20 protein-coding genes and 14 tRNA genes are annotated in these 24,233 nt (G+C 62.6%); 15 read left to right on the forward strand and 19 right to left on the reverse strand.

Going from position 1 to position 24,233, the window contains the following annotated elements:
• Positions 1-54: 54 nt before the first annotated feature.
• The 6 genes from AHA_RS17410 to gltX all read right to left on the reverse strand — a co-directional run bounded on the left by AHA_RS17410 (position 55) and on the right by gltX (position 2,260).
• Positions 55-130, reverse strand: a tRNA-Ala gene (locus tag AHA_RS17410).
• 34 nt (positions 131-164) lie between these two features.
• Positions 165-240 (reverse strand) — tRNA-Ala (locus tag AHA_RS17415).
• Between the two features lie 48 nt (positions 241-288).
• A tRNA-Ala gene (locus AHA_RS17420) sits at positions 289-364 on the reverse strand.
• A 63-nt stretch (positions 365-427) separates the two neighbouring features.
• Positions 428-503: transfer RNA gene (locus AHA_RS17425), tRNA-Ala, on the reverse strand.
• Positions 504-531: 28 nt separating this feature from the next.
• Positions 532-607, reverse strand: a tRNA-Ala gene (locus tag AHA_RS17430).
• Positions 608-844: 237 nt separating this feature from the next.
• The gene (gltX, locus tag AHA_RS17435; RefSeq protein ID WP_011707206.1) at positions 845-2,260 is read right to left on the reverse strand and encodes a glutamate--tRNA ligase; all 1,416 of its coding nucleotides are present in this window, start codon (positions 2,258-2,260) and stop codon (positions 845-847) included.
• Between the two features lie 260 nt (positions 2,261-2,520).
• Between gltX and AHA_RS17440 the strand changes: the two genes are divergently transcribed.
• The 3 genes from AHA_RS17440 to AHA_RS17450 all read left to right on the forward strand — a co-directional run bounded on the left by AHA_RS17440 (position 2,521) and on the right by AHA_RS17450 (position 5,872).
• Positions 2,521-4,623: a methyl-accepting chemotaxis protein gene (locus AHA_RS17440; RefSeq protein WP_042067689.1), complete on the forward strand. Its 2,103-nt coding sequence runs from the start codon at positions 2,521-2,523 to the stop codon at positions 4,621-4,623.
• A gap of 98 nt (positions 4,624-4,721) precedes the next feature.
• Complete coding sequence (locus AHA_RS17445) at positions 4,722-5,390, forward strand: LysM-like peptidoglycan-binding domain-containing protein (protein ID WP_011707208.1); 669 nt, start codon at positions 4,722-4,724, stop codon at positions 5,388-5,390.
• Between the two features lie 272 nt (positions 5,391-5,662).
• On the forward strand, positions 5,663-5,872 hold the full coding sequence (locus AHA_RS17450) for a cold-shock protein (RefSeq protein WP_011707209.1): 210 nt from the start codon (positions 5,663-5,665) through the stop codon (positions 5,870-5,872).
• A 412-nt stretch (positions 5,873-6,284) separates the two neighbouring features.
• On the opposite strand, the gene AHA_RS17455 is transcribed toward AHA_RS17450, so the two are convergent.
• The 8 genes from AHA_RS17455 to orn form a co-directional block, all read right to left on the reverse strand.
• Positions 6,285-6,360 (reverse strand) — tRNA-Gly (locus AHA_RS17455).
• 24 nt (positions 6,361-6,384) lie between these two features.
• Positions 6,385-6,460 (reverse strand) — tRNA-Gly (locus AHA_RS17460).
• 24 nt (positions 6,461-6,484) lie between these two features.
• Positions 6,485-6,560 (reverse strand) — tRNA-Gly (locus AHA_RS17465).
• 24 nt (positions 6,561-6,584) lie between these two features.
• Positions 6,585-6,660, reverse strand: a tRNA-Gly gene (locus AHA_RS17470).
• 24 nt (positions 6,661-6,684) lie between these two features.
• A tRNA-Gly gene (locus AHA_RS17475) sits at positions 6,685-6,760 on the reverse strand.
• Positions 6,761-6,793: 33 nt separating this feature from the next.
• A tRNA-Gly gene (locus AHA_RS17480) sits at positions 6,794-6,869 on the reverse strand.
• Positions 6,870-6,894: 25 nt separating this feature from the next.
• A tRNA-Gly gene (locus tag AHA_RS17485) sits at positions 6,895-6,970 on the reverse strand.
• A gap of 177 nt (positions 6,971-7,147) precedes the next feature.
• Positions 7,148-7,693: an oligoribonuclease gene (orn, locus tag AHA_RS17490; RefSeq protein ID WP_011707210.1), complete on the reverse strand. Its 546-nt coding sequence runs from the start codon at positions 7,691-7,693 to the stop codon at positions 7,148-7,150.
• Positions 7,694-7,784: 91 nt separating this feature from the next.
• Here orn and rsgA point away from each other — a divergent pair, with 91 nt between their 5' ends.
• The 5 genes from rsgA to AHA_RS17515 are packed head-to-tail and all read left to right on the forward strand — an operon-like array spanning position 7,785 to position 10,625.
• The gene (gene rsgA, locus AHA_RS17495) at positions 7,785-8,819 is read left to right on the forward strand and encodes a small ribosomal subunit biogenesis GTPase RsgA (protein WP_165444139.1); all 1,035 of its coding nucleotides are present in this window, start codon (positions 7,785-7,787) and stop codon (positions 8,817-8,819) included.
• A gap of 28 nt (positions 8,820-8,847) precedes the next feature.
• Complete coding sequence (asd, locus tag AHA_RS17500; protein WP_017410933.1) at positions 8,848-9,720, forward strand: archaetidylserine decarboxylase; 873 nt, start codon at positions 8,848-8,850, stop codon at positions 9,718-9,720.
• Positions 9,717-9,968, forward strand: coding sequence for a VF530 family protein (locus AHA_RS17505; protein WP_011707213.1), 252 nt, complete (start codon positions 9,717-9,719; stop codon positions 9,966-9,968). Before asd ends, AHA_RS17505 begins: the two co-directional genes overlap by 4 nt.
• A 4-nt stretch (positions 9,969-9,972) precedes the next feature.
• Positions 9,973-10,224, forward strand: coding sequence for a DUF2960 domain-containing protein (locus tag AHA_RS17510; RefSeq protein ID WP_011707214.1), 252 nt, complete (start codon positions 9,973-9,975; stop codon positions 10,222-10,224).
• 2 nt (positions 10,225-10,226) lie between these two features.
• Positions 10,227-10,625 (forward strand): hypothetical protein, encoded by a 399-nt coding sequence (locus tag AHA_RS17515; RefSeq protein WP_011707215.1) that lies wholly within the window; start codon positions 10,227-10,229, stop codon positions 10,623-10,625.
• A 112-nt stretch (positions 10,626-10,737) separates the two neighbouring features.
• Here AHA_RS17515 and rclC read toward each other — a convergent pair whose 3' ends face one another.
• A complete protein-coding gene (rclC, locus tag AHA_RS17520; RefSeq protein WP_011707216.1) occupies positions 10,738-11,307 on the reverse strand; it encodes a reactive chlorine resistance membrane protein RclC in 570 nt (189 codons plus the stop codon).
• 42 nt (positions 11,308-11,349) lie between these two features.
• The gene (locus tag AHA_RS17525) at positions 11,350-11,679 is read right to left on the reverse strand and encodes a carboxymuconolactone decarboxylase family protein (RefSeq protein ID WP_017410929.1); all 330 of its coding nucleotides are present in this window, start codon (positions 11,677-11,679) and stop codon (positions 11,350-11,352) included.
• 113 nt (positions 11,680-11,792) lie between these two features.
• Between AHA_RS17525 and AHA_RS17530 the strand changes: the two genes are divergently transcribed.
• Entirely contained in the window at positions 11,793-12,710 is a 918-nt protein-coding gene (locus tag AHA_RS17530) for an AraC family transcriptional regulator (protein WP_077392361.1), read from the forward strand.
• Positions 12,711-12,770: 60 nt separating this feature from the next.
• Here the strand turns inward: AHA_RS17530 and AHA_RS17535 are convergent, their stop codons facing one another.
• Positions 12,771-13,265: a hypothetical protein gene (locus AHA_RS17535; RefSeq protein ID WP_017410927.1), complete on the reverse strand. Its 495-nt coding sequence runs from the start codon at positions 13,263-13,265 to the stop codon at positions 12,771-12,773.
• A 171-nt stretch (positions 13,266-13,436) separates the two neighbouring features.
• Between AHA_RS17535 and AHA_RS17540 the strand changes: the two genes are divergently transcribed.
• Positions 13,437-15,410 carry a sensor domain-containing protein gene (locus AHA_RS17540; RefSeq protein ID WP_011707220.1) on the forward strand — a complete coding sequence of 658 codons (1,974 nt, stop codon included), beginning with the start codon at positions 13,437-13,439 and terminating at the stop codon, positions 15,408-15,410.
• A 68-nt stretch (positions 15,411-15,478) separates the two neighbouring features.
• Here the strand turns inward: AHA_RS17540 and rraB are convergent, their stop codons facing one another.
• Complete coding sequence (rraB, locus tag AHA_RS17545) at positions 15,479-15,826, reverse strand: ribonuclease E inhibitor RraB (protein ID WP_076360509.1); 348 nt, start codon at positions 15,824-15,826, stop codon at positions 15,479-15,481.
• Positions 15,827-16,311: 485 nt separating this feature from the next.
• On the opposite strand from rraB, the gene AHA_RS17550 reads away from it, so the two are divergent.
• From AHA_RS17550 to AHA_RS17560, 3 genes are all read left to right on the forward strand, one after another.
• The gene (locus AHA_RS17550; RefSeq protein ID WP_237701919.1) at positions 16,312-18,525 is read left to right on the forward strand and encodes an immune inhibitor A domain-containing protein; all 2,214 of its coding nucleotides are present in this window, start codon (positions 16,312-16,314) and stop codon (positions 18,523-18,525) included.
• Between the two features lie 184 nt (positions 18,526-18,709).
• Positions 18,710-18,785, forward strand: a tRNA-Phe gene (locus tag AHA_RS17555).
• 4 nt (positions 18,786-18,789) lie between these two features.
• Positions 18,790-18,865 (forward strand) — tRNA-Asn (locus tag AHA_RS17560).
• Between the two features lie 43 nt (positions 18,866-18,908).
• Here the strand turns inward: AHA_RS17560 and AHA_RS21980 are convergent.
• Positions 18,909-19,043, reverse strand: a complete 135-nt coding sequence (locus tag AHA_RS21980) for a hypothetical protein (protein ID WP_011707223.1) — start codon at positions 19,041-19,043, stop codon at positions 18,909-18,911.
• Positions 19,044-19,268: 225 nt separating this feature from the next.
• Between AHA_RS21980 and AHA_RS17565 the strand changes: the two genes are divergently transcribed.
• Positions 19,269-20,546, forward strand: a complete 1,278-nt coding sequence (locus AHA_RS17565) for an alpha/beta hydrolase (RefSeq protein WP_011707224.1) — start codon at positions 19,269-19,271, stop codon at positions 20,544-20,546.
• 99 nt (positions 20,547-20,645) lie between these two features.
• Positions 20,646-24,206 (forward strand): ATP-binding cassette domain-containing protein, encoded by a 3,561-nt coding sequence (locus AHA_RS17570; protein ID WP_011707225.1) that lies wholly within the window; start codon positions 20,646-20,648, stop codon positions 24,204-24,206.
• Positions 24,207-24,233 lie beyond the last annotated feature (27 nt).

The raw sequence follows: 24,233 nt of genomic DNA on the forward strand, positions 1-24,233 counted from the left end.
AAAACAAAAAGGCCACCGCAGTGCGGTGGCCTTTTCTACTTTCATTACGAAAGATGGTGGAGCTACGCGGGATCGAACCGCGGACCTCTTGCATGCCATGCAAGCGCTCTCCCAGCTGAGCTATAACCCCGATGTGTGTGAGTGACGCTGAATCACTCTGAATTTGGTGGAGCTACGCGGGATCGAACCGCGGACCTCTTGCATGCCATGCAAGCGCTCTCCCAGCTGAGCTATAACCCCAAATTCGGCACTGAATGAATGGTTCTGGCGGCCATTCATCCTAAATAATGGTGGAGCTACGCGGGATCGAACCGCGGACCTCTTGCATGCCATGCAAGCGCTCTCCCAGCTGAGCTATAACCCCACAAAGGTCGGCCTGGGTGATACACACCGCACTGCCCTGGGTACTTCATTTCAATCAGGAACCTGGTGGAGCTACGCGGGATCGAACCGCGGACCTCTTGCATGCCATGCAAGCGCTCTCCCAGCTGAGCTATAACCCCTTGGATTCCAGATTGTTCGAGGAGAATTTGGTGGAGCTACGCGGGATCGAACCGCGGACCTCTTGCATGCCATGCAAGCGCTCTCCCAGCTGAGCTATAACCCCAACTCACCTCGGCGCTACCAAAGTTATCTCCGGCAACGGAGGCGCATGATAGGCACCGACCGCTTTGCTGTCAACCCCAAAATAACGCCTATTCGCGCGTTTAGTCAAAATTCAAGCAGTTAGCCGATTTAACCGGCAATGACACAGCTATCTCGCTGTTTTATGTCACAAAACCGGCCTTTGGCCAAAAACAAAGGGCCCCCGTACGGGAGCCCTTTCTCAAGCACTGGCTGGCGCTTATTCGGCGGCCATGCGCGCTTCGATGTACGCCAGAGCGCGGTCGATACGAGCGAGTACCCGCTCCTTGCCCACCAGCGCCATCACGGCGTCGATGCCGGGGGACTGACCCAGACCGGTGACCGCCACGCGCAGCGGCATGCCGACCTTGCCCATACCCTGACCCAGCTCGGCGGCGGTCGCTTCAATCAGCTCATGCAGCGCTTCGGTGGTCCAGCTATCCAGGGCAGCCAGCTTGGCCTTGGCCAGGGTCAGCGGCTCGGCAGCCACGCCGCGCAGGTGCTTCTTGGCAGCCGCTTCGTCAATCGCTTCGTACTCTTCGAACAGGTAGCGGCTCTGGGCGGCCATCTCGACCAGGGTGTTGCAGCGCTCGGCCAGCAGGGTCACCACATCAGCCAGGGCCGGGCCCTTGCTGGTGTCGATCTTCTGATCGGCCATGTGCCAGGCCAGATGCTTGGCCACATAGGCCGGATCCAGGCTGCGCATGTAGTGGTTGTTCAGCCACAGCAGCTTGTCGGTGTTGAAGGCGGAGGCGGACTTGGAGATGGCATCCAGGCTGAACAGCTTGATCATCTCTTCCAGACTGAAGATCTCCTGATCGCCGTGGGACCAGCCCAGACGCACCAGATAGTTCAACAGCGCTTCCGGCAGGTAACCGTCATCGCGGTACTGCATCACGGAGACCGCACCGTGGCGCTTGGAGAGCTTGGCACCGTCGTCACCCAGGATCATGGAGACGTGGGCAAACTCCGGCACCGGCGCGTTCAGCGCCTTGTAGATGTTGATCTGGCGCGGGGTGTTGTTGATGTGGTCTTCGCCACGCACCACGTGGGTGATCTCCATGTCCCAGTCATCGACCACCACACAGAAGTTGTAGGTCGGCGCGCCATCGGTACGGCGAATGATCAGATCATCGAGCTCGGTGTTGGCGAACTCGATGCGGCCACGGACGTGGTCATCGAACACTACGGAGCCTTCGGTCGGGTTGCGGAAGCGAATCACGTGCGGCGCATCGGCCGGGTGATCGTGGGCATGGTCACGGCACTTGCCGTCATAGCGGGGCTTCTCGCCGTTGGCCATCTGGCCTTCGCGCAGCGCTTCCAGCCGCTCTTTGGAGCAGTAGCACTTGTAGGCACGACCGTCGGCCAGCATCTCGTCGATCAGCCCGTTGTAGCGATCGAAGCGCTTGGTCTGGTAGTAGGGGCCCTCATCCCAGTTCAGCTCCAGCCATTCCATGCCCTCAATGATGGCGTCGATCGCCTCCTGAGTGGAACGTTCCAGGTCGGTATCCTCGATACGCAGCACGAACTCACCGCCCTGATTCTTTGCAAACAACCAGGAATAGAGTGCGGTACGGGCACCGCCGACATGCAAAAAGCCGGTCGGGCTGGGAGCAAAACGGGTTTTGACTTTCATCTTTAAGCCTTGTGTAGAGGGCCTTGGGCCAATTCGTTAAAAAAACCGTCGCATTTTAGCACCGACAATGACGGATGGGAAAACCATGCAGCCGCAGCGGGCAAAAGTAGGGGGTTGAACAGGCGTCCCGGCCGCTTGCCGCCTGATATTTGAAGGGGATCGCAAAACAAAATCCCGGTTTCCGTTTTGCTATGACAAGTGTTGGAGAGCTGCCTCCTCCGGCCGATATCCAAATAACGCTCACCAACAAGGAAGAGACGATGCAGTTCCGTTCTATCCAGAATCGCATTCTGGTGATGGCCGGGATCGCCATGACCGCCGCCCTGGTCATCCTGATCCTGCTCAACCAGTACTCGGGTCAACAGACCCAGAAGCTGACCATCAGCTCCAGCCGCGCCGCCCTGCAGCAGGAGGCATGGCAGAAGGTCAGCGCCAACGCCCGTGCCGAGGCCGCCACCATCACCCAGCTGCTGCAAAAGGGGCTCTCCTATACCCAGCAGATGGCCAGCGCCCTCGCCCTGCAGCAGGAGGGCAAGCTGCCGCTGGATCGCCAGCAGGCCACCGATCTGCTCAAGGCCCAGCTCGCCCTCGAACCCCAGCTCTACGGCGCCTTCGCCGGCTTCGAACCCAACGGTTTCGACGGCCAGGATGCCAGCTTCGCCGGCCAGACGGCGCTGGGCAGTGACAGCAAGGGGCGCTTCGTGCCCTATTTCTATCGCGACAAGGAGAGCATCGGCACCGACCTGCTGCTCTCCATCGAGAAGAGCGATCCGGATGAGTTTGGCAATCCGGCCAACGACTACTATGCCTGCCCGAAACGGGAGGGACGCTCCTGCCTGATCGACCCCTTCAAGGTGGACATCAACGGCCAGCAGGTGCTGGTAAGCACCATCACCACCCCCATCATGGTGGGCGGCCAGTTCAAGGGGATCGCCGCGCTCGATCTGGCGGTGGACTCCATCAGCCGTCAGGCCCAGTCCCTCAACAGCAACATCTATGACGGCAAGGGCGAGACCCTGATCGTCAGCGCCGCCGGCGTCATCACCGGCACCAGCGGCGATGCCAGCCTGCTCGGCAGCCGCGCCGACAAGCTGCTTGGCAACGGCTGGCAGCAGTACCTCAAACCCGAGGTGCAGCGCCAGGAGCTCACCGATGCGTTCCGTATCTCGGTGCCCATCGCGGTGCCAGGCATGAGCCGCAACTGGGCCATCATCGTCACCCTGCCCTACAAGGTGGTGCTGGCCGGGGCCGACCAGCTGGAAGCCCAGCTGAGCGACATGAACCGAGCCGCCATGACCCAGCAACTGGTGGGCGCTGTCGTCGTGCTGGTGCTAGCGCTGGCCACCATGCTGGTCATTGCCCGCAGCATCACCGGCCCCATCCGCCAGATGGTCAGCCTGGTGGATGACATCGCCGATGGCGAGGGGGATCTCACCAAGCGGCTCAATACCCAGTCCCGCGATGAATTGGGGGACTTGGCCAAGGGCATCAACCGCTTCATCGACAAGCTGCAGGTGCTGCTGGGGGATGTGCTCAAGACCGCCAGCGAGGTCAACCGTCACGCCGGCGACACCGATCGCATCGCCGGCCAGACCGATACCAACCTGCAGCACCACCAGGCGGAGATGGAGCAGATGCTGACCGCGGTGCAGGAGATGTCCTACGTCAGCCAGGAGGTAGCCACCCACGCCAACAACACCGCCGACTCGGCCAAGCAGGCCCAGGGGGCGGCAGATCAGGGCAAGGTACGCTTCCAGCAGGTGATCCAGTCGATGCACAAGGTGGCCGCCGAGGCCGGCAAGGGGGCCGAGGTGGTCGAGGGGCTGGCCCACGACAGCGAGCAGATCACCAGCATCCTCACCGTCATTCAGGGGATCGCCGATCAGACCAACCTGCTGGCGCTCAACGCCGCCATCGAGGCGGCCCGGGCCGGCGAGCAGGGCCGCGGCTTTGCGGTGGTGGCCGACGAGGTACGCAAGCTGGCGGGCAACACCCAGCAGGCGGTGCAGAATACCCAGGAGCTGATCGAGAAGATCCGCCACAGCTCGGCCAACGCGGTCAATGCCATCAACCAGAGCCAGCAGCTGACCCATCAGGCAGTGGGCGAGGCGGATCTGGCGGAAGAGGCGCTCGGCAGCATCTATCAGGCCATCTCCACCATCAACGACATGACCTACCAGATCGCCTCCGCCGCCGAAGAGCAAAGCTCGGTTTCCGAGACCGTCTCCGGCAACCTGTCAAAAACCAACGCACTGGCCAACGACATCGCACTGGATGCGACCGAAACGGCCAAAGCCAGCCAGGCGTTGCGCCAGGCGGCCGAGCGTTTACAGCAATTACTGGGACAATTTCGTCTCAGCTGATAATTTTCCACCTCAGGACTCTCCCCCTCGGGGGCGAGTCCGTTTACCATAGGCACGAATTTGCCTGATGGCAGGCAATGTAGTGAGAGGTAAATGCCGTGCCCACCCCGGACCGTCGCCCCCGTGGCCACAACAGACGAGCCCAGCAGCGTCGCCAAGACGAATCACAAGGATCCCTGCTCCATCGTATCAATGCCGCCACCCTGCCCCTGCGTCAACGCATCGGCCAGGGCATGAGCGGGCTTGGCCAACGCGGCCAGGAAGCCAAAACAGGCAAGTTCAAGCTGGCGAGCCCGCTGCCGCGCAAGCACACCATAGGACTGCTGATCCTGATCCCGCTCTGGTTGCTGGTGCTGGCCTGGGAGCCGGCTGTCCCCGCGCCCAAAGCCGCACCGTCCGGTTCGCTGGCGGTCCCCATAGCCGTACCGGCGCAGGCCCTCACCGTCGGCAATGGCGCCGCAGGCAGTGCACCGGCTGCTGCCAAACCGGTCGAAGAGAAGGTGGATGGCACCTGGCTGCAGCACGACGTGCAAGCCGGCGAGACCCTCTACTCCATCTTCCGCAAGTTCGAGCTGCCGGGCGCAGAGCTGAGCCGCCTGATCGCCATCGAAGGGCCTGATCGGCCGCTGACCCGCCTGCAATCGGGCCGGGCCGTGTTCATCCTGATCGATGACACCCGCCGCATCCAGCGGGTCGAGATCCGCTCCTATGGTCAGGCCATCTACCGCTACGACCGACAGGGTGAAGGATTCGCCCTCAAGGAATGAAACAACGGGAGGCCTGGTGCCTCCCGTTTTTTTGACCTGAATCCATGAAATAAGCCGCTGAGTTCACAATATTTTTAGCTTGCTCAAAAAATGAAAAGTGCCAAATTGACAAGGGATCGCGCTCACGTACAATCGTTTGTGCTTTAGACAGGGATTGTTCTACATGCTACTGGGACAAATTGACGTGGTCAGTCATGCTTCAACCCCTGATTTCTAGGCAAATGCTGCCCAACAAGGCTTAGTTTCATTTTGTTATAGATAGGACTTACCACATGTCTGACATTCGCACCGGCCAAGTAAAATGGTTCAATGAGACCAAGGGTTTTGGCTTCATCGAGCAATCCCAGGGACCGGACGTTTTCGTTCACTTCTCCTCCATCCAGAGTGCCGGTTTCAAGACCCTGGCTGAAGGTCAAAAAGTCCAGTTCACTGTGACCCAGGGCAAAAAAGGCCCTCAGGCTGAGAACGTTACCCTGCTCTAAGCCACGCCAGTGAGCCTGTAGGAGGAGCCATCGGCCCTCCTATTTTTTTGCCCACCATTTCCCCTTCCCCGCCACGCTCATAAGCCTGCCCAGCACCTCTCCTCCCGACAATCATAAGCTTGCCTATAACCACAGACCTCCCCAGCACCTGTGTACCACGCAGGCACAGAAGACATGGGCATGATCTGGCTGAACGCCGGATACGACACATCATCTCGGCGCGATGTGATGTGCAATTCAAAGGGATGATGAGGACTTCGAAGAGAGATTGGAGCGGGAAACGAGACTCGAACTCGCGACCCCAGCCTTGGCAAGCGCGGATCATGCTCTACCAACTGAATATGGCAGCGATTGTATTGAGAAACTGGATTCGTGAGCTTGGGGGGGAAAGAGATTGAATTTGAAGAGAGATTGGAGCGGGAAACGAGACTCGAACTCGCGACCCCGACCTTGGCAAGGTCGTGCTCTACCAACTGAGCTATTCCCGCAACAGGATGTCATTTGCAAGTGATTGGAGCGGGAAACGAGACTCGAACTCGCGACCCCGACCTTGGCAAGGTCGTGCTCTACCAACTGAGCTATTCCCGCAACGGAATGTCACTTACAAATTTTTGGAGCGGGAAACGAGACTCGAACTCGCGACCCCGACCTTGGCAAGGTCGTGCTCTACCAACTGAGCTATTCCCGCAACAGGATGTCATCTGCAAGTGATTGGAGCGGGAAACGAGACTCGAACTCGCGACCCCGACCTTGGCAAGGTCGTGCTCTACCAACTGAGCTATTCCCGCATCGGAATATCACTTACAAATTTTTGGAGCGGGAAACGAGACTCGAACTCGCGACCCCGACCTTGGCAAGGTCGTGCTCTACCAACTGAGCTATTCCCGCAACATTAGGTTGTCTTGAGGCTGTGCTGATGATTGGAGCGGGAAACGAGACTCGAACTCGCGACCCCGACCTTGGCAAGGTCGTGCTCTACCAACTGAGCTATTCCCGCATCGGAACATCATCAGCAAACTTTTTGGAGCGGGAAACGAGACTCGAACTCGCGACCCCGACCTTGGCAAGGTCGTGCTCTACCAACTGAGCTATTCCCGCAACTACCTTAAAACGGCCGTACAGCATTTGGTTGCTTGCGCTACTGTACGGGAGCCGAATTATAAGAGCAGACATTCCAATTGCAAGGGCTTTTTTGTCTGGTTGCGCGCGTTCGCTCAAAAGCTGGTCGAACTGTCGATTTTAGCAACCGGGAGAGCACAAGCCCTTGCCGCAGACTCAGATCTTGAAGACGTGGCTGCGGTAAAACTGCAGTTCGGCAATGGATTCGCGGATGTCGTCCAGCGCCTGATGAGTACCGCTCTTCTTGAACTGATCCAGCAGCGCCGGCTGCCAGCGGCGTACCAGCTCCTTGATGGTGCTGACGTCGACGTTGCGATAGTGGAAAAAGGCTTCCAGATCGCTCATGTGCTTGACCATGAAGCGACGATCCTGGCCGATGCTGTTGCCGCACAACGGGCTGGTACGCTCCGGCACCCACTGGCGAATGAAGTCGAGGGTCTCGGCGACGGCTTGCGCCTCGTCATGCTGGCTCGCCTTGACCCGGGCCACCAGACCGCTGTTGGTATGGGTGTTGACGTTCCAGTCGTCCATCTTGGCCAGCTCTTCGTCGCTCTGGTGAATGGCGATGACCGGCCCTTCGGCCAGCACGTTCAGGTCCTTGTCGGTGACGATGGTGGCGATCTCCAGTACCACATTCTGTTCGGGGTCCAGACCCGTCATCTCCATGTCGATCCATACCAGGTTCTGCGCGCTGACTGTCATGATTGCTCTCTCTATTGGGAGGAATGGCGGAATTTTGCCAATTTGCATGTATCATACTGGCTTTGGATCTGTTCATAAACTGGCGAATCGAGTGGCAAAGAAAGCAAAACTCAATCTGGGTCAACAAAGGCGCGTCCAGGCCAACCGCGAGCGGCGGCTGCAAAAAGAGCACACCACGGTCGTGGATGACACCCTGTTTGGCCCGGCCATCGAAGGGGTGGTGATCAGCCGTTTTGGTCAGCACGCAGACGTCGAGGCAAGCGATGGTGCCATCCACCGCAGCAACCTGCGGCGCAGCAGCATCAGCAGCCTGGTGTGCGGCGACAAGGTGGTGTGGCGTCCCGGCCTCAATGCCGCGACTGCCGGCGTCATCGAGGCGGTGCATCCGCGTCACTCGGTGCTGACCCGGCCGGACTTCTACGACGGGGTCAAACCCATCGCCGCCAACATCGACCAGATCATCATCGTCTCGGCGGTGATGCCCGAGTTCTCCACCAACATCGTCGACCGCTATCTGGTGGCCGCCGAAGATGTGGAGATCCGCCCCCTGATCGTGCTGAACAAGGTCGACATGCTCGATGACGCGGCCCGTGCCCGTATCGAGCGCCAGCTCGAAACCTACCGCAAGCTCGGTTACGAGGTGTTGCTGGTAAGCTGCGAGAGCGGCGAAGGGCTCGATGAGCTGAAAGCCGCCCTGACCGACAAGATCAGCATCTTCGTCGGCCAGTCCGGGGTCGGCAAGTCGTCACTCACCAATGCCCTGATGCCGGGGCTGGATGTGCTCACCGGCGAGATCTCCGAGAACTCGGGGCTCGGCCAGCACACCACTACCACGGCGCGACTCTATCACTTCCCGAGCGGCGGCGATCTGATCGACTCCCCCGGGATCCGCGAGTTCGCCCTCTGGCATCTGGAAGCCGACCGCATCACCTGGTGCTTCATCGAGTTTCGCGACTACCTGGGTGGCTGCAAGTTCCGCGACTGCACCCACAAGGACGATCCCGGCTGCGCCCTGCGGGCCGCCGTCGACAGTGGCGCCATCAGCGCCGATCGCTTCCACAACTATCACCGCATCCTGGAAACCATGCAGGAAGCCCGTCACGGTCGCCAACAGGCGCGGCTGTGACCCTATTCAACCTACCTTGATGATGAACATGAGCATTACTGACAACCTGAAAATTGCCGGTCAATACTGTCTGCCCAAACACGCCCTCTCTCGCCTGGTCGGCAAACTAGCGGCTGCCGAAGCAGGCAACCTCACCACCAGGGTGATCGAGGCCTTTATCAAGCAGTACCAGGTCGACATGAGCGAGGCGCTGCACGAGAGTCCGGCCCACTACAAGAGCTTCAACGAATTCTTCACCCGTGAACTCAAGCCTGGGATCCGCCCCCTGGTCGAGGATGCCATGACCCTGGCGCTGCCGGTGGATGGCACCGTCAGCCAGCTCGGCCCCATCCAGCAGGGCCGCATCATCCAGGCCAAGGGCCACGACTACAGCGCCCGTGAGCTGCTGGGCGGTTATGAGGATCTGGTGGCACCGTTCAAGGATGGCGACTTCGCCACCATCTACCTGGCACCCAAGGATTACCACCGCATCCACATGCCGCTGGACGGCGTGCTGGAGAGCATGGTGTTCGTGCCGGGGGATCTCTTCTCCGTCAACCCGCTCACCGCCGAGAACGTGCCCAACCTGTTTGCCCGCAACGAGCGGGTGGTCGCCACTTTCCGCACCCCCCACGGCCCCATGGCGTTGGTGCTGGTCGGTGCCACTATCGTAGCCAGCATCGAGACCATCTGGGCCGGCAACATAGCGCCGACCAAAGAGAAGCGCGTCGTGCGCTGGGATTACAGCGGCGACGAGGCCATCACCCTGCAAAAAGGTGCCGAGATGGGTCTATTCAAACTGGGCAGTACCGTGGTCTGTCTGTTTGGCCCGGGCATGCTGGCCGGTTTCGAGCCTCATCTGGCCAACGGGGTCACCACCCGCATGGGTCAGCCCTTTGCCAAGCTGGCGGCGCAGGCATGAGCGAGCAGCCCGTCTCCTCGCAGAAGAACAACCCGCTGCACGGGCTGACGCTGGAAGCCATCGTCACCGCCTTGGTCGCGCACTATGGCTGGGAAGAGCTGGGGCAGCAGATCAATATCCGTTGCTTCACCGATAACCCCAGCATCAAGTCCAGCCTGAAGTTCTTGCGCAAGACCCCCTGGGCCAGAGAGAAGGTCGAGAGCCTCTATCTGTACGTCCAGCGCAAGCAGGCCAAATCAAAGGAATAACGCCATGGCGTTCAAGATTACCTACACCTACGGCAAAAAAACCAAAGAGATTGGCTACGCCAACGACAAGTTCAACAGCATCTACGATGCCATTGCCGCTGCCGAGGGGATCAACCTGGCCAGCTTCCACGCCATGGAAGAGCAGCTGGCCCAGGTGTGCCGGCGCGACAAGAAGAGCGTGAAGGATTACCGGGAGAACTACTTCAAGGAGCTGGGCTTCTCCAACATCGTCATCGAGCGGGACGCCAAGGAGTAAGCATGCGCACCCTGACCCTGATGGCCGCCTCCCTGTTGCTGGCGGCCTGCAGTACCCCGGAACAACATCTGGTTGGCAGTGATCGCGACAGCCACGGCTGCATCGGCAGTGCGGGCTATCAGTGGTCGGCGCTGACCAAGCAGTGCGTGCGGCTGTTCGAGCAGGGCATCCGGCTCAACCCGACCGATGCCGGCCAGACCAGCAGCGCCTTCGTGCTGTTCAACGCTGATCAGAGCCAGGCCGAGCTGACCCTGCCAAGCGGCAAGCAGCACTTGCTCACCCGCCAGGGGGTGGAAGGCAACTGGTCGTGGCAAGGCGGCGGCTATGCCCTCTTCCCCTGGAAGGGCTATGTGCTCAAAGCCGGCGAGCAGACGCTGTTTCACGGCGACGTCGCCCGCTAACGCGGCAACCTTCTGCAAGCCCCCGGCCCCGCCGGGGGCTTTTTTATGCATGCCTCGCGCCCCATAAAAAAGCCGCACCCGAGAGGGTGCGGCAAACGGCAGGCAGGGTCACTCATCCACGTCTGGCCAGCAGGGTTCTGGCCGAATCCACCATGGCGATGTAACCACACGCCAGCATCATGATGTCCTTCAGCACCAGCCGCCCCGCTCCCGACAGATAGGGGAAACCGTGGTGGGCATCGCCCAGCGCCGGCACCCAGGTTTCCGGCGTGAACACCAGAAAGCTGAAGGTGACGAAGGGGGTCAAAAACGCCATCAGGGCCCCGATCAATCCCAGCAGGGGAAAGCGGAAATTGGCCAGGATCAGCAGGGCGAACACCAGTTCCACCACACCCAGGCCATGGGAGTAGCCATAGGTGTTGTTCTGCTCGTGCCAGGCCCGGTTTTCCGGCACCAGCTCCCCTTCGTGATTGAGGTGCTGACGATACTGGTCCGGATGTTCATAGAAGAACGACATGAAGGGACTGTTGGCCACGAAAGGGGTGATGCTGTCCGCCTCGTAGGGGATGAACTTCAAGAGCCCGATCCAGATGAACACGACCCCGACGGCAATGCGGCAGAGGGTCGCGCCCAGACGATCACCACCCGCGAGCACGGCCAGCAAGCGATTGAATATCAACATCCTTACTCCTCAGAGGCCGGCCGCAGCCGGCCCCGCACAACCTCAACGATCGATGGCATCCAGCACCCGGGCGGAATAGACCATGGCGGCCCCGGCATTCATGGCAACGGCGACGCCCAGTGCATCGGCGATCTCCGCCCGGCTGGCACCCTGCTTGAGGGCGGCATCGGCATGGACGGCGATGCACCCATCGCAGCGGGTCGTGACGGCCACCGCCAGCGAGATGAGCTCGCGGGTCTTGCCATCGAGCACGCCGCTCTTGCTGCCGGCGGCCGACAGCTGCTGATAGCCCTTGAGGGTATCCGGGCTCAAGGTGCCCAGCTCCATGACGCGGCCCATCAACTGTTTACGGTATTGATCCCAGTCTTGCATCTTGACTCTCCGGTTTGGCAGAACAGGCCCTTGCCTGCTCGATGAAGCCAGTATTGCATCGAGATGTGAGTCGTTTAATACTTTAAAGACGCAAATAACAGTCAAATAGAATCATGAACCAGATAGACCAGCTGATCAGCCAGGCCGGCATCCAGGGCACGTTCGACGTGCGCTGCCTCTATCGCGGCGGTTTCAGACTGCCCCATGAGCAGAGCCCGGCCGGGGTGATGCCGTTTCACCTGCTGATGAAAGGAGAGATCCGGGTCAGCACGGCGCAGGGCGATGACGTGGTCCTGCGGCCGGGCGATCTGCTGCTGCTGCCCGGTGGCGAGCCCCATACCATCTGGCGCGAAGGCGATGCCCTGACCCTGGCCGAGCCGGGCGACGGGCTGCTGCCGCTAAGGGGCGATGGCGGCGATCAGGTGGAGTTTCTGTGCGGCGAGTACCGCTATCAGGGGCCGCTGCGGCCGCTGTTGCTGGATGCCCTGCCCAGCCCGCTCTGCATCCCGCTGCTCGCCAGCGAGTCGCAACAGGCGCTGAGCCTGGTGCTCAGCCTGATCCACCAGGAGCTGCTGCGCGAGCAGCAGGGCTCGGGGGCGGTGCTGACGGCCCTCAGTCAGGTGCTGCTGGCCATGGGGCTGCGCGCCCATGCCAGCGATCCGCACGGGGCGCTCGGGCTGGTCGGCGCCCTGCAGGACCCCAGGCTGGGGCGTTCGCTGCAGGCCATGCTGGCCGATCCGGCCCACCCCTGGAGCGTGGATGAACTGGCGGCGCTGGCCGCCATGTCCCGCGCCACCTATTTTCGCCACTTTCGCCAACGGCTGGGCTGCAGCGTCTGGGAGTTCATGGTGCGGGTGCGGATGGTGCGGGCGGCCGAGCTGCTGCGCCACCCGGATCAGCTCCCCCTCGGCGAGGTGGCACAGCGGGTCGGCTATCAGTCGGAGGCCTCGTTTGCCAAGGCATTCAAGCAGTCGAGCGGGATGGCACCAGGCCGCTTTCGCCAGCAGGGCTGGCCGGCCCTGCCCGGCTAACGGCCCACAAACAAAAACCCCGTTGCAGGCAACGGGGTTTTTGCTGGCACTCGGCGCGACTTAATTGCCGAGGGTGGAGAACAGGCTCTGTTCCAGGCTGCCGCGGGAGACGCACACCGGGGTGATGGAGGGTGCCAGCACCCGCTCGCCGGAGGACTCGACGAAGTAGAGCTGGGTGTTGCCCTTGACGTTGACGGTCGCCACGCTGTTGTTGCCGCTCTGGGTGATGATCAGGTTGATCTGCAGGTTGGGGTTGCCCAGTGCGACCTTGGAACCCATGGTACCGCAATCCAGCCACTCCAGACCGTCGGCCGAATTCTCGACGTTGGCGGTCATCAGGCCGGAACCGCGCTGGCTGTTCTCGATGTTAAGACCGTGATCGCCAAACCACTTCTCGGCACGGGCCCACACCAGATCCACCGGGATCTGCATCTCCTGGGTGTTGTTGGTCGCCTTGGCTACCGGCGGGGTATAGCGGTACTGTTCGCCGCCATTGTTGTCGCTGGCACAACCGGCCATCAACAGGGCCAGTGCTACTCCCACAATCTTTTTCATGCTGCTTCTCTCATCCATATAATCCGGCCATCGGCCGACCGGCGGCTATTATGGCGTCAGCGACACAGACTGTCAGCAGGGATCGGCAGAAATGAGTCAGCCTTAACCCAAGCTTTACAAAACCAGCCTGCTATCATAGATTTGCTCGAAATTTCCCCCGTGAGTGTCTGTGTGAACTCCTTGCTCACCCTGCCCCTGCTGCAGCAGATCATCGACCAGCTACCCATGAATATCTTCTGCCGGGATACGGATGGGCGCTACCTGTTTGCCAACCGCGCCTTCACGGAGCAGGCGGGCCTGTCGCAACCGGCGGATCTCATCGGCAAGACCGATGCCGACATGCCCTGGGGCGACATCTTTCGGGAAGAGGATCTGCGCCTGCTGGCGGAAGGCAAACCGCTGCTCTATCAGCAGTTGCACTGCAGCAGCGGTGATGCCACCAGCTGGATGGAGATCCACAAGATCCCGCTCTACGACACGCACGGCAAACCGGTGGCCCTGTTTGGCATGGTCAATGAAATTGGCCAGCGCAAGGAGCTGGAGCAGACCTTCCGCCAGCAGCAGCTGCTGCAGCGCCGCCTGCTGGACGCCATCCCGGATCCGATCCGGCTGGAAGACCACCAGGGGCTGCTGATCGACTGCAACCAGGCCTTTCTCGACTTCATGGGCATGGTGGCGAGCGAGGCGCTCGGCCAGCGGGTCGCCCACCGTCTATCCACCGAGCTGCCGATGGGACGCGGTGAATACTGCCTGGTGGACGCCAACGGCCAGGGCCGCCATCTGGAAGTGACCCGGGTCGATGTGCCGGACGATGAGGGCAACTCCCTCGGCATCCTCACCCTGAGCCGCGACATCACCGGGCTGCGCACCACCCAGGCCCAGCTGCAGCAGGAGCAGCACTACGACAGCCTGACCGGCCTGCTCAAGCTCTCCCATTTTCTGCAGACCAGCCGCCATCTCGGCGCACGCAAGGCGAGCCTGGTGCTGGTCGATTTGCAGCACTTTCGCGAGATCAACGACCGCTTCGGCATCCGGGTCGCCGACCGGCTGCTCAATCAGGTGGCCCGCCGCCTGCAACAGCTGGCCCCGCCCCAGTCGCTGGTGTGCCGGGTCGCCGCCGACGACTTTGCCATGCTGCTGCCCGAGCTGAGCGAGCCGCTGACCAGCTGGAGCCGCCGCCTGCAGGGGGCACTGATGGTACCCTACCAGGTGGAAGAGCACAGGATCCAGATCCCGGTGTTCCTCGGCATCGCCCACGGCAAGGCCAACGACGCCGAGCGCCTGCTGAGCCACGCCGAAGCCGCGCTGGCCCAGGGCAAGCGCCAGCAGCAGCACTGCACCCTGTTCGATCCCGAACTCGATGCCAAGCTCAAGCGCCGCCAGCTGATCGCCGCCCAGTTGCCGCTGGCCATCAAGTCTGGCCAGCTGACCGCCGTCTACCAGCCCATCATCAGCACCCGCACCAGCCAGCTGCACGGGGCCGAGCTGCTCTGCCGCTGGCCCCACCCCGAGCTCGGCATGATCTCGCCGGACGAGTTCATCCCGCTCGCGGAAGAGCTGGGGCTCATCGGCCTGCTCGGCAGCCACATGCTGGAGCAGGGCTGTGCCCAGCTGGCCCACTGGCAGGTGGCGGCGCCGGATCTGGTGCTCTCCATCAACCTGTCGCCGCTGCAATTTCGCGACCCCGAGCTCTGCCCGCAGATCTTCGCCTGCATCGAACGTCACGGGCTCGCCCCCTGGCAGCTGGAGCTGGAGATCACCGAAGGGGTGCTGATGGAGAATGCCGACGAGATTGAGAGCAACCTGGCCAACCTGATCGAGGCCGGCTTTCAGCTCGCCATCGACGACTTCGGCACCGGTTACTGCTCGCTCGCCTATCTGCCCAGACTGCAGGTGGCCACCCTCAAGCTGGACCGCAGCTTCACCCAGGGACTGGCTACCAACCAGGCGACCACCGCCATCGTGCGCTCCGTCATCGGGCTGGGCCACGAGCTCGGCATCAAGATCACCGCCGAAGGGGTGGAGACGCAGGAGCAGCAAGCGTGGCTGGTGCAGGCCGGCTGCGATCGGCTGCAGGGCTACCTGTTCAGCCGTCCCCTGCCCCCCGCCGAATTTGCCCGCAGTTACCAGCTGCCGGAGCTGTAAGCCAGCAACAACAAGGCCACCCGAGGGTGGCCTTGTTGTTTTTGCAACGCGTGCATGAGCTGGCGCCCTTACTCCTGGAAGTAGGTGCCCCAGCCGTCGTAATCCACGCCGTATTTTTCGAGGATGGGCAGCATCTTGGCGATGTCCGCGACTATGGTCTCGATGTCCAGCTTGCACTCGGTGGTGGCGTCGAAGCAGAAGATGGTGGCGCCATCATCCAGCTCCATCTCTTCGGCATCGGTCACTTCGAAACCGGCCTTGAACAGGTCGACCGCCGCCTTCTCCAGCAGATCGAAATCCTGGCAGGCAAAGTGGTGCTCAATCTCGTATTCCAGATCCGGGTTGCTGCCATCGGCCAGCAACTCGTTGACGATGGCGGTGGTCTCTTCGCGCCACTCTTGCATATCAAGACTCATATTAACCCCAGATGCGACTGTGTTGGTATCAAATGCCCGCGCGGGCGAGTGCCGTATCGACTGCGCCCCTGCCCCGCAGGCATGGTTGCGGCAAAGCATACCCGCACAGCCACCTTGGCTCAATGCGGCAAGCCAAGATAAGCAGCTGGCGGCGGCCACCCCAAATGGGGTGCCATCACAAAAGGTTAATAAAGCGTAATCTTTTGCCGGAAATGAATTGCTCCATATGGAGCTTCAGCGGGGCGCAGGAAAACCGCACAACCCCCGCAACAAGCCGTTTGAAATCAGCAGGATCCACCAGCAGTGCCCCGGTGACAAAGGCCATGAACGAGGTGTATCAAGGGACGCGGGCGGAGCACTGCCCGTACGGAAAGAGGAGCCAGCCAGGCTCCCTTTTTATCATGTGAAGGAGCACATAGATAATGCCTAAAAAAACAATAATGAGCCTGCTTGTCGGCTCAACCCTTATGATTGGAAACCAGGCCATGGCCGCCCCGGTCCACGGTCCGTTCGATGCCCCCTTGGCCGACGAGGTGAAGGTGCTGGAGATGCTTAAAAAAAGCGGCCGCATCCCCACCCTGGCCTCCCCCGAGCAGGAGCAGGCAGCCCTCGCCAGCTACTATCGCGAGAAGTCGCGGGCCTATCAGGGCAACAGCGGCACCCTGGCGGTGAAAGAGGGCAAGGTGCGCGAGACCATCCTCAAGAAGATCCGCCTCAACGGCACCTCCCGCCCCGGTGATCGGGTACCCACCCTGCTGCTCAAGGCCATCGAGCGGGAGCACTACCAGGGCCAGATGCGCAAGGACAAGATCCTCGCCATCCTGGTGGACTTCCCCGACTACCCGAAGAACAGCGTGCGCCCCGAGCTCACCAAGATGTACTACCCGGATTACACCCCGGCGCACTACAACGATCTGCTGTTTTCGTCCAAGGGCTATGCCGGCCCGAACGGCGAGCGCTTCATCTCCATGCGCCAGTTCTACGAGCAGCAGTCCGGCCAGAGCTACAGCGTGCGTGGTCAGGTGGCGGGCTGGTATACCGCCGACAAGAACGCGGCCTACTACGGCGCCAACGCTACCCCGAACACCATCCGGGAGCTGGTGAAGGAGGCGCTGATCCAGGTGGCGAACGACCCATCCATCGATCTGGCGCAGTTTGACCAGGAGGATCGCTACGATCTCAACGGCAACGGCAACCGCAACGAGCCGGACGGACTCATCGACCACCTGATGATCTTCCACTCCAGCGTCGGCGAGGAGGCCGGTGGCGGCGATCTCGGCGAAGACGCCATCTGGGCCCATCGCTGGAATCTGGGCGCCCCCTACCCCATCCCCGGCACCAGCAGCCCGAGCCAGAACTTCGGCGGCCAGTTTGCCGCCTACGACTACACCATCCAGCCCATCGATGCGGCGGCCGGGGTCTGTGCCCACGAATATGGCCACGATCTGGGGCTGCCGGACGAGTACGACACCAAGTACACCGGCAAGGGGGAACCGGTGGCAACCTGGTCCATCATGTCCTCCGGCTCCTGGGCCGGGGTCATCGGCGGCACCGAGCCAACCGGGTTCTCCGCCTGGGCCAAGGAGTTCCTGCAGGCCTCCCTTGGCGGCAACTGGCTGCACGGCAGCAACGTGCAGCTCGCCGATCTCAGCCCCCGCGGCAACGTCTACATGCTGGATCAGGCCAACGACAAGGGGCGTAACGACGACGTGGTGCGCATCAACCTGCCGGCCAAGCAGATCCCGCTCAACCCGCCCTACGCCGGCCAGTACCAATACCATGGCGGCAAGGGCAACAACCTCGACAACCGCATGAGCCTCAAGCTGGATCTGAGCGGCAAACAGAGCGCCAGCCTCGGCTTCAAGGCCTGGTATCAGATTGAAGAGGGGTACGACTACGCCAGGGTGCTGGTCAACGGCCAGCCCATCGCGGGCAACCTGACCACCAGCGACGATCCCAACGGGGTGGGCTTTGGGATCGGCATCACCGGCAACTCCAACGGCTGGACCGATGCCGAGTTCGATCTCACCCCCTGGGCCGGTCAGCAGGTCACCCTCACTCTGCAATACCAGAGCGATGGCGGCGTGGCCGAAAACGGGCTGTTCGTGGACGAGCTGCAGATCCTCGCCGATGGCGATACCCTGCTGAGCGACGGCGCCGAGGGCGGCACTCCCTTCACCCTGGCCGGCTTTGTGAAGAGCAACGGCAACGAGGCCAAGGATCACTACTACCTGGCCGAGTGGCGCAACCACGCCGGGGTAGACAAGGGACTGGCCCACATCAACGTGGCCGACCAGCTGATGCGCTATGAGCCGGGCATGCTGCTCTGGTACGTGGACAACAGCCAGGCCAACAACTGGGTGGGTGTCCACCCGGGTGAGGGTTTCCTCGGGGTGGTGGATGCGGATCAGCGCACCCTCAAGTGGAGCGATGGCGCCGTGGCCGGCACCCGCTACCAGATCCACGACGCCACCTTCAGCCTGGGCTTCCAGCAGCCGCTCAACCTCAAACACCCGAGCGGCTCCTTGCTGCGCGACTTCTGGATCACCCCGAACCGGGTGTTCAAGGATTCCCGCAGCTATCAGAGCAAGGAGATCCCGGATGCCGGTCGCCTGCTGCCCGAATACGGGCTCAAGATCAGCGTCACCGGCCAGGCCCGTGACATGAGCACCGGGCGGATCATCGTCAGCCGCCACTGAGCACGACAGTTGTGAGCAGGGGGCCTCAGGCCCCCTTTTTTCATCTGTCGACCCGTGATCTGAGGTGAAAACGGGCCAAACCGCCCAACAAACACCCTGATTGCTCACTTGTCGAGCGAACAGTCCGACTATCTGCGCCCTGCGGTTGACACATCCGTTCAGAAAGGGTTTAATGCGCGCCGTTGCCCAGATAGCTCAGTCGGTAGAGCAGGGGATTGAAAATCCCCGTGTCGGCGGTTCGATTCCGTCTCTGGGCACCACAATTCCTCCTTAGTTCAGTCGGTAGAACGGCGGACTGTTAATCCGTATGTCACTGGTTCAAGTCCAGTAGGAGGAGCCAAATTTGAAAAGCCCGCTCATCGAGCGGGCTTTTTTCATTTCGGTCAGCTGCCGTTGCAGGTTGCCAGCAGCAGGGTCGCTCCGCAGGTGGCACTGAACAGCAGCAAGCCGGTCTGCAGCACACCTTCCGGGTTTACCCGTTTCTCTTTTTTGCGAAATCGTATCCACTTAGGCTTCATCAAGCCCACCTCGTCCTGTTACGACCCCTGCCCCGTCGGCAGGCGAGCCATCTTTGTGCAGCCGCCCGGCGCCGTCAACTCCCTTGCCGACAATAAATTCATCACGCTGCTACCGTCCGTTTTCCCTTCGTGACAATGTTAACAATTTGGAAAACCGGCGTGACCCGTTCCCACGCCGGGGCTATGATGAGGCCGACGATTTTCCTACCCTCAGGGAGACCCCAGATGAGCAGCCCGTTGCGTTACGTGCTGGATGGCATCCATTGCGAGCCCCGCTTCTTCACCGTGCCCCTCGACCACCTGCGACCGGATGACGAGGAGACCCTCACCCTGTTCGGCCGCACCCTCTGTCGCCAAGACCGGCTGCACGACGATCTGCCCTGGCTGCTGTTCCTGCAGGGCGGGCCCGGCTTTGGTGCGCCGCGTCCGACCGCCGACAGCGGCTGGATCAAGCGTGCCCTGCAAGAGTTTCGGGTGCTGCTGCTCGATCAGCGCGGCACCGGCCACTCCAGCCCCATCAGCGCCGAGGCGCTGGCCCAGCTCACCGCCCCACAGCAGGCGGAGTACCTCGGCCACTTTCGCGCCGACAGCATAGTGCGCGACGCCGAGTACATTCGCGAAGTGCTGAGCCCGGGGCGCCCCTGGAGCCTGCTCGGCCAGAGCTTCGGCGGTTTTTGCAGCCTCACCTACCTCTCCCTGTTCCCGGACAGCCTGCACGAGGTCTACCTCACCGGCGGGGTGGCCCCCATCGGTCGCCGTGCCGACGAGGTCTACCGCGCCACCTACCGGCGGGTGGCGGACAAGAACCGCGCCTTCTTCGCCCGTTTTCCCCACGCCCAGGCCATCGCCAACCGGCTGGCCAACCACCTGCACAGCCATGAGGTGCGCCTGCCCAACGGCCAGCGTCTGACGGTGGAGCAGTTGCAGCAGCAGGGGCTGGATCTGGGTGCCAGCGGCGCCTTCGAGGAGCTCTACTACCTGCTGGAGGACGCCTTCATCGGCGAGCGGCTCAACCCCGCCTTCCTCTATCAGCTGCAGGTGATGCAGCCGTTCAACACCAACCCGGTGTTCGCCATCCTGCACGAGTCCATCTATTGCGAAGGGAGCGCCAGCAACTGGGCGGCCGAGCGGGTGAGAAGCGAATACCCGGCCCTGGCCTGGGCGCCGGGCAAGGATTTCGCCTTCACCGGCGAGATGATCTTCCCCTGGATGTTCGAGCAGTTCCGCGAGCTCATCCCGCTGAAGGAAGCCGCCCACCTGCTGGCCAAGAAAGCGGACTGGGGCCCCCTCTACGACCCGGCGCAGCTGGCCCGCAACACCGTGCCGGTGGCCTGCGCCGTCTATGCCGAGGACATGTACGTGGAGTTCGACTACTGCCGCGACACCCTCAAGGGGCTTGGCAACAGCCGCGCCTGGATCACCAACGAATACGAACACAACGGCCTGCGGGTCGATGGTGAGCAGATCCTGGACCGGCTCATCCGCATGAATCGGGATCGCTGATCCCGCCGGGCGCGCGCCCGCAGCAAGACGACAATATCGAGGGCGACCCATGAGTCGCCCCGCCCCTCTGGAAGCAGCACAAAATAATAAGGACACCCATTGGATCATCCGGAAATCTCGGCCGGCTGGCTGAGCCGCCTCTTCTATCACTGGACCGGCCCGCTGCAGCGCAAGGGGCTGAGCGAGCCCCAGGTCAACCTCGACGATCTCTATCCCCTGCTGCCGGAAGACAGGCGCGATGGCCGCGCCGACGCCTTCCTCGCCCTCACCGCCGCCCAGCCGGTGCGCCCCTGGCCCATCACCGCCTTCATCTGGCGCCATTACCGCGGGCGCATTGGCCTGCTCACCCTGCTGCAGATGCTCGGCATGCTGGCCACCCTGGCCAGCCCCTGGCTGCTCAACCACAGCATGACCCAGCTCGGTGCCGGCGCCCCCACCGAGCAGAAATTGCTGCTGGCGTTCGCCCTGTTTGCCTCGGTGCTCGCCTCCGGCATGCTGGCGGAGCACTCGCTGCAGCTGGCACTCAAGATGCACGTACCCATCCGCCGCCTGCTGGCCGAGTCCCTGCTCGCCAAGGTGATGAAGCTGGGTGGCAAGAGCTTCGACGACCGGGCCGGTGGCCGGGTGCAGAACCTCATCAACCGGGACGTGTGGGACATCACCTGGATTCTTGCGGACCCCGCCATGCCGCTCACCATGCTGCTGCAACTGCTCGGCACCATCGCCCTGCTGGTGTGGCAGGTGGGCAGCGCCGGCCTGGTGGGCTTCGCCGTGCTCACCCTGCTGCTGCTCATCTCCACCCGGGTGGTAAGGCGCATGAACCAGCAGGAGCAGCAGCTCAAGCGTCAACAGGACGAGCGCAACGGCATCCTGGCGGAGTACATCAAGAAGCTGCGGCTGGTGCGCCAGAACGGGCTCGGCGCCTTCTTCACCCGGGCCGCCGGCCACAAGCGCCAGCAGGAGCTGGGGGTGCTGGGGCGGGTGCTCAGGCTCGATGCCATCAACGAGAGCCTGATGCTGAGCACCCCGCTGCTGGTGACCCTGGCCACCTTCACCACCTATCTGGTCTCGGGCAGAGAGCTCACCCTGCCCCAGGTGTTCACCACCATCGCCCTGTTCACCGTGCTGCGCATCCCCATGATGCGGCTGCCCTACCTCATCCGCACCCTGATCAACTTCAACACCGGCTTCAACCGGCTGTGCGAGTTCCTCAACAGCCCCGAGCAGCACCGGGATCTCACCGATCCCAGCTTGCCGGTGGGGGGCCTGCGGCTCGACAACGTCACCGCCCTGCACCAGCAAAAGCCGGTGCTAGAGGGGATCAGTCTGCACATCGAGCCGGGGGAACTGGTGGGGATCACCGGTGCCACCGGGGCGGGCAAGAGCTGCCTGCTGCACCTCATCGCCGGTTTCGACAACGGCTTCGAGGGCAGCATCCGTCGCCACGGCCGGGTCGCCCATCTGGGCCACAAGCCCTGGCTGATGAACGACACCATCCGCAACAACATCCTGTTCGGTCAGCCCTGGCATGGCGAGCGCTATCGCTGGGTGCTGGGAGCCTGTGCGCTGGGCGCCGACCTCACCCTGCTCAGCCACGGCGACCAGACCCTGGTGGGGGAGCTCGGCACCCGCCTCTCCGGCGGCCAGCAACAGCGGGTCGCGCTGGCCCGCGCCCTTTACGCCCAGGCCGACATCCTGCTGCTGGACAACCCGCTCTCGGCGCTCGATCCCATCGTCTCGGCCCAGGTGCTGGAGCAGGGGCTCGCCTTCAAGCCGGGGCCGACCCGGCTGCTGGTGAGCCACGATCCGGATGTGCTGGCCCACTGCGATCGGGTGATCCGCATCGAGCAGGGCCGACTGGTGGAACTCGATGCCCACCAGCTGGCGGATCTCATCCAGCATCCCCGCCCCACCCCGCCGGTGCCGCCTCAGGAGGCGGAGCAGTTCAGCGAGGAGAAGATGGTGGAGGGCAAGGTGGACTGGGGGCTGTTCGGCTTCATGTGGCAGCGTCTGGCCGCCCCCGGCGCCATCCTGCTCGCCCTGCTGCTCACCCTGGGCCAGGAGGGGCTGCGCATCGCCTCGGATCTCTGGCTCGGCGGCAAGGCCGGGGTGACCGGGGTGAGCGAGCTGCTCGGCATCTATGTGCTGCTGGGGGCGGGCTCTCTCACCTGCATCATGGTGGTGCGGGTCATCAACTACAAACTCGGCCTCAAGCTGGCCTGGACCCTGTTTGACGGCATGCTGGGACGCATCAGCCGCGCCCCCATGGCCTTCTTCGACAAGGTGCCGCAGGGGCGCATCCTCAACCGCTTCGATCGGGATCTGGGGGAAGCCCAGGAGATCCTGCTGTCGATGCTGATGGGGCTGTTCGGCATGCTGGTGTCGGTGGTACTGCAGGTGGTGGTGATCGGCGTCAACATGCCGCTATTGCTGCTCATCGCCCCCCTGGTAGGCTGGGCCCTCTACGTGCTGCAGCGCCGCTACCGGGCGGTGCAGCTCAAGCTGCGGCGACAGGCGTCGGTGCTGCGCTCGCCGCTCTACATCAGCATCAGCGAAACCATCCGCGGCGCCCCCGCCCTGCGCTTGGCCGGGGCCGAGCGCTTCGCGCTGGATCAGGTGCTGCTGCACTATGACAACAACCTGCGCAGCTGGTACACCACCACCTCCATCAACCGCTGGCTCGGCATGCACCAGACCCTGCTCTCCGCCGCCCTGGTGGGCGCCGTGGCGCTGATGGTGGCCTTTGGCAACAGCTCGCTGCTGGGGGCCGTGGCCATCACCTACGCCTTTACCGCTTCGGCCATGCTCAACTCCCTCATCCGCACCTTCGCCGAGGTGGAGCAGGTGATGAACGCGGTGGAGCGGGTGCGCGAATACAGCGAAATAGAGAGCGAGCGCCAGGAGGGGGAGGCCCTCGCCACCCCTCACCCTGCGGTGCGCTTCGACAACCTGGGGCTGCGCTATCCGCAGGCCAGTCAGTGGGCACTGCACAAGGTCAACTTCGAGCTGGCCCCCGGCGAGAAGGTTGGCGTGTGCGGCCGCACCGGCGCCGGCAAGAGCTCGCTGCTGGGGGTGCTGCAAGCCATGTATCCCGCCTCCCAGGGGGAGATCTACTACGGTGAACAGCCGCTGTCCCGGCTGGCACCGGAGGCGGTGCGCGATCTCTACGACACTGTCTCCCAGATCCCGCTCACCTTCTTCGGTACCCTGCGTGCCAATCTGGCTCCCCTGACCAAGCACGACGACGCGGCATTGGAGCAGGCGCTGGCCCGGGTGGGGCTGGCCGAGCGCTGTGCCGGCCGGCTGGACGAGGAGCTCGACAAGCTGCAGTTATCCGCCGGTGAGACCCAGCTGCTGGTGATCGCCCGCATCCTGCTGTCGCGCCGCCCGCTCATCGTGCTGGACGAGGCCACCTCGGATCTCGATCACATCGGCATGCGCAAGATGGCGGAGCTGCTCTATCGCTACCGGCCCGAGGCCAGCTATCTGGTGATCGCCCACCATCTGGAGCCGCTGCTGTCGGTGGACCGGGTGGTGGTGATGGAGGCCGGCACCGTGGTGGAGCAGGGCTCGCCGGTGAGCCTGCTGGCCAACTCCCACTCCCGCTTCCACCAGCTGTTCGTGGGTCAGGTGAACCGCCAGGTGCCCCAGACGGTGTGAGGGCTGAAAATGACAAGGGCTGCCCAC

The organism is Aeromonas hydrophila subsp. hydrophila ATCC 7966 (assembly GCF_000014805.1).
GTDB lineage: Bacteria > Pseudomonadota > Gammaproteobacteria > Enterobacterales > Aeromonadaceae > Aeromonas > Aeromonas hydrophila.